This is a genomic window from Brachybacterium sp. HMSC06H03 (genome assembly GCF_001807385.1).
GTDB classification, from domain to species: Bacteria; Actinomycetota; Actinomycetes; order Actinomycetales; family Dermabacteraceae; genus Brachybacterium; species Brachybacterium conglomeratum.
Genome location: NZ_KV788715.1, coordinates 1 through 2,832, shown reverse-complemented (window position 1 = coordinate 2,832; position 2,832 = coordinate 1). Strand labels below are relative to the sequence as shown.

Annotated in this window: 1 protein-coding gene, 1 tRNA gene and 2 pseudogenes; 3 read left to right on the top strand and 1 reads right to left on the bottom strand. The window is 73.6% G+C overall.

What is annotated here, in order from left to right:
• The 3 genes and pseudogenes from HMPREF3159_RS05110 to HMPREF3159_RS05100 all read left to right on the top strand — a co-directional run.
• Positions 1-850 (top strand): annotated as a pseudogene (locus HMPREF3159_RS05110) (serine/threonine protein kinase); the annotation flags it as partial.
• Positions 851-998: 148 nt separating this feature from the next.
• On the top strand, positions 999-1,802 hold the full coding sequence (locus HMPREF3159_RS05105) for a DsbA family protein (RefSeq protein ID WP_070499971.1): 804 nt from the start codon (positions 999-1,001) through the stop codon (positions 1,800-1,802).
• Between the two features lie 74 nt (positions 1,803-1,876).
• A tRNA-Thr gene (locus HMPREF3159_RS05100) sits at positions 1,877-1,948 on the top strand.
• Positions 1,949-2,051: 103 nt separating this feature from the next.
• On the opposite strand, the pseudogene HMPREF3159_RS05095 reads toward HMPREF3159_RS05100, so the two are convergent.
• Positions 2,052-2,832, bottom strand: a pseudogene (locus HMPREF3159_RS05095) (hypothetical protein); the annotation flags it as partial.

The following is a 2,832-nucleotide window of genomic DNA, read 5'->3' as shown; positions in this document are numbered from 1 at the left end:
CGCGCCGCAGGGCGCTGCGCCCTACGGTGCGGCCGCCTCGCCGCAGCGGACGGCCCCGCATCAGTACTCGCAGCCATACCCGCAGCCGGGGCCGACGCAGCGGCTCGCCCACGGCGGCGGGCAGACCGTGCCCCAGCAGCTCGCCCCGCAGCACGGGGTGCCTCCGCAGCAGCTCGCGCCCCAGTCGATGGCGCCCCACCCGATGGCTCCGCAGCAGATGGCGCCGGCGCAGGGCATGTGGGCCGCGCCGCCGGCCCCGCCCCGTCGGCCGCTGCTGGTGTGGACCGGGCACCTGCTGATCGTCGCCCTCGCCGCGCTCGCCCCCTACATCTCGCTCGGCGTCCTGCTCCTGCTCGGCGCGCTCGCCCGCACCTGGGAGCGCAGCCACCGCTCCGTGACCGCGCAGCGGATGCGCGGCGCGACCGGCTCCGGACCCACCTGGGCGGCAGGGCTCGCCAGCCCCTTCCGCTTCCTGCTGGGGCTGCTCGAGATCACGTTGCAGGCACTGTTCCCGCTGCTCCTCGGCCTGCCCGTGGGCCTGGCCCTCGATGCCGCCTGGACGCTGCTGCAGGGCTCGCCGCTGCCCGACGGGGTCGCCTTCGCGACCGCCATGGCGATCACCCTGCTGATCACCTGGGTCGGGATCGGCAGCCGCACCACCCGCGACGGCGCCCACCGGATGCTCGACGCGGCCGCGCCCGACATGCTGTGGGGCGCGATCGTGCTGGTGCTGCTCCTGCTGCTGCTCGGCGCGGTGGTCTTCGCGCTCGTGGCCCGCGAGGGGATGGTGGACTACCTCCCCTTCCCGCACGGGCCGCGGCTGGACGACATCGCGCTGTGGAGACGGTGACGACGGCACTCCTGCACAGGGGTGCGGGTGCTCACGGCGCGGGGGCGGGTGAGGTCGCTCATCCCGTCCGGCCCCGTCCAGGCGGCCACGGCTAAACTCTGCACGACCCACCACCGACCGCTGCCCCAGCCCGGGGCGAGGAGATCACATGGCCGCGTCCGGTCCGTCCCAGTCGGCGCAGGAGCGCCGCGAAGCGCAGCGCGAGGCCCTGCGCACGCAGCGCCAGGCAGAGCTCAAGCGTCAGCGCACCGTCCGCACCATCGTGATCGCGGCGGTCACCGTCGTCGCGCTCGTGCTGGTCGCCGCCGCCGGTCTGTTCATCTACCGCCAGGCGCAGCCGGCGGGTCCCGTCGCGACCCCCGAGGGGGTCGCCGAGGACCAGCCCTACCTCCCGATCGGCGCCCCCGAGGACTCGGGCAAGCCGGTGCTCGAGATCCACCTCGACTTCATGTGCCCCGTCTGCGGCCAGTTCGAGGAGATCAACGGCGCGGACCTCCAGCAGATCGTCGAGAACGAGGAGGCGACCGTGCACCTCGTGCCGCGCCGCTTCCTGGACACCCAGTCCACCACCGGCGACTACTCCTCCCGCGCCGCGAACGCTCTCGCCTGCGTGTGGGAGGACAACCCCGACAACGCCATCGGCTTCCAGCAGCTCATGTTCGCCAACCAGCCCGCCGAGGGCAGCGCGGGCCTGACCGACGAGCAGATCTGGGGCTACGCCCAGGAGGCCGGCGCCTCCGACGAGGTCCAGTCCTGCATGAGCTCGAAGACCTACCAGCCGTGGGTGCGCCAGGTCGTGGACCCCTACGGCGAGGAGACCGGCGGCGGCACCCCGTACGTCGAGATCGACGGCGAGACCTTCGGCTCGGATCAGTGGTCCCAGCCCGGCAAGATGCGCGAGGCCGTGCTCGCCGCGGGCGGCGAGTCCGCCTCCGACGGCGGCGAAGGCTGAGCCGCAGGCCGCCCCGAGGCCCACGGGCCTCTACACTCTCAGGGGACCGGCCGCATCGCGGCCGGTCCCCTCTCGCTGGAGTGGCGCAACGGTAGCGCACCTGTCTTGTAAACAGGTGGTTGCGGGTTCGATTCCCGTCTCCAGCTCTCGCCCCGGTCCCCGCAGGACCGTGCGGCAGCCACGCAGGAAAGAGCCCCTCGCCGGATCGCTCCGGCGAGGGGCTCGTCGATGCGGGGCGGGCCCGGTGGGTCAGAACGTCTCGTAGGACACCTTGTTCACCGTGAAGCCCTTGCCGGTCATGACGTTCCAGCAGGTCATCCCGTCGAAGCGGCTCGTGCACGCCACGTCGCCGCGCTGAGCGCTGCGGTCGTACTCGAGGGTGGGCGCGGAGTCGCTGAGGAAGGACGAGCCGCAGGCCCGCTCAGCGTCCTCGCCCGCGACGGTGATCGAGAACGGTCCGTTCTCGCAGTCCTCGAGGCCTGCCTCGGAGAAGTCCCGCTCCACGAGGGAGCAGGAGACGGAGTCCTCCTCGAGATGGCAGCTGATGTTCCCGGTGGGGGAGCGCAGCTCGGACATCTCCTCGGCGCCCTCGGGGGCGGGGGAGACGGGATCCTCGGTGGTCTCCTCGGTCGTCTCCTCCGCGGTGGTCTCCTCCGGAGCGGCCTCGGCGCTGGTCGTCGAGCTGTCGCGCCGGTACTGCTCCTCGTCGGGGGCGAACAGGGCGCGGGCGCCCAGCCCGATCACGAGCAGCAGTATCAGGGCGAGCACGAGGCAGCCGCCGCAGGCGATCAGGGCCCGCTTCCGGCTGCCGTCGTCGGAATCGTCCTCCTCCTGGGGCGGTCGGCCGACGGGCGGCGGGGCGGAGGCGGGGCCCTGCGAGGCTGGACCCGGGGATGACGGGCCCTGCTCTCCGTAGGGGTACTGCCGCTGCCCGGAGGGGCCCTGCGGGCCGGTCGGATGCAACGAGGCAGCGGCGCCCGCGGCGGCGGACGCGGCGACGGCCGGCATCTGTCGGGTCGGCGGACCGGCC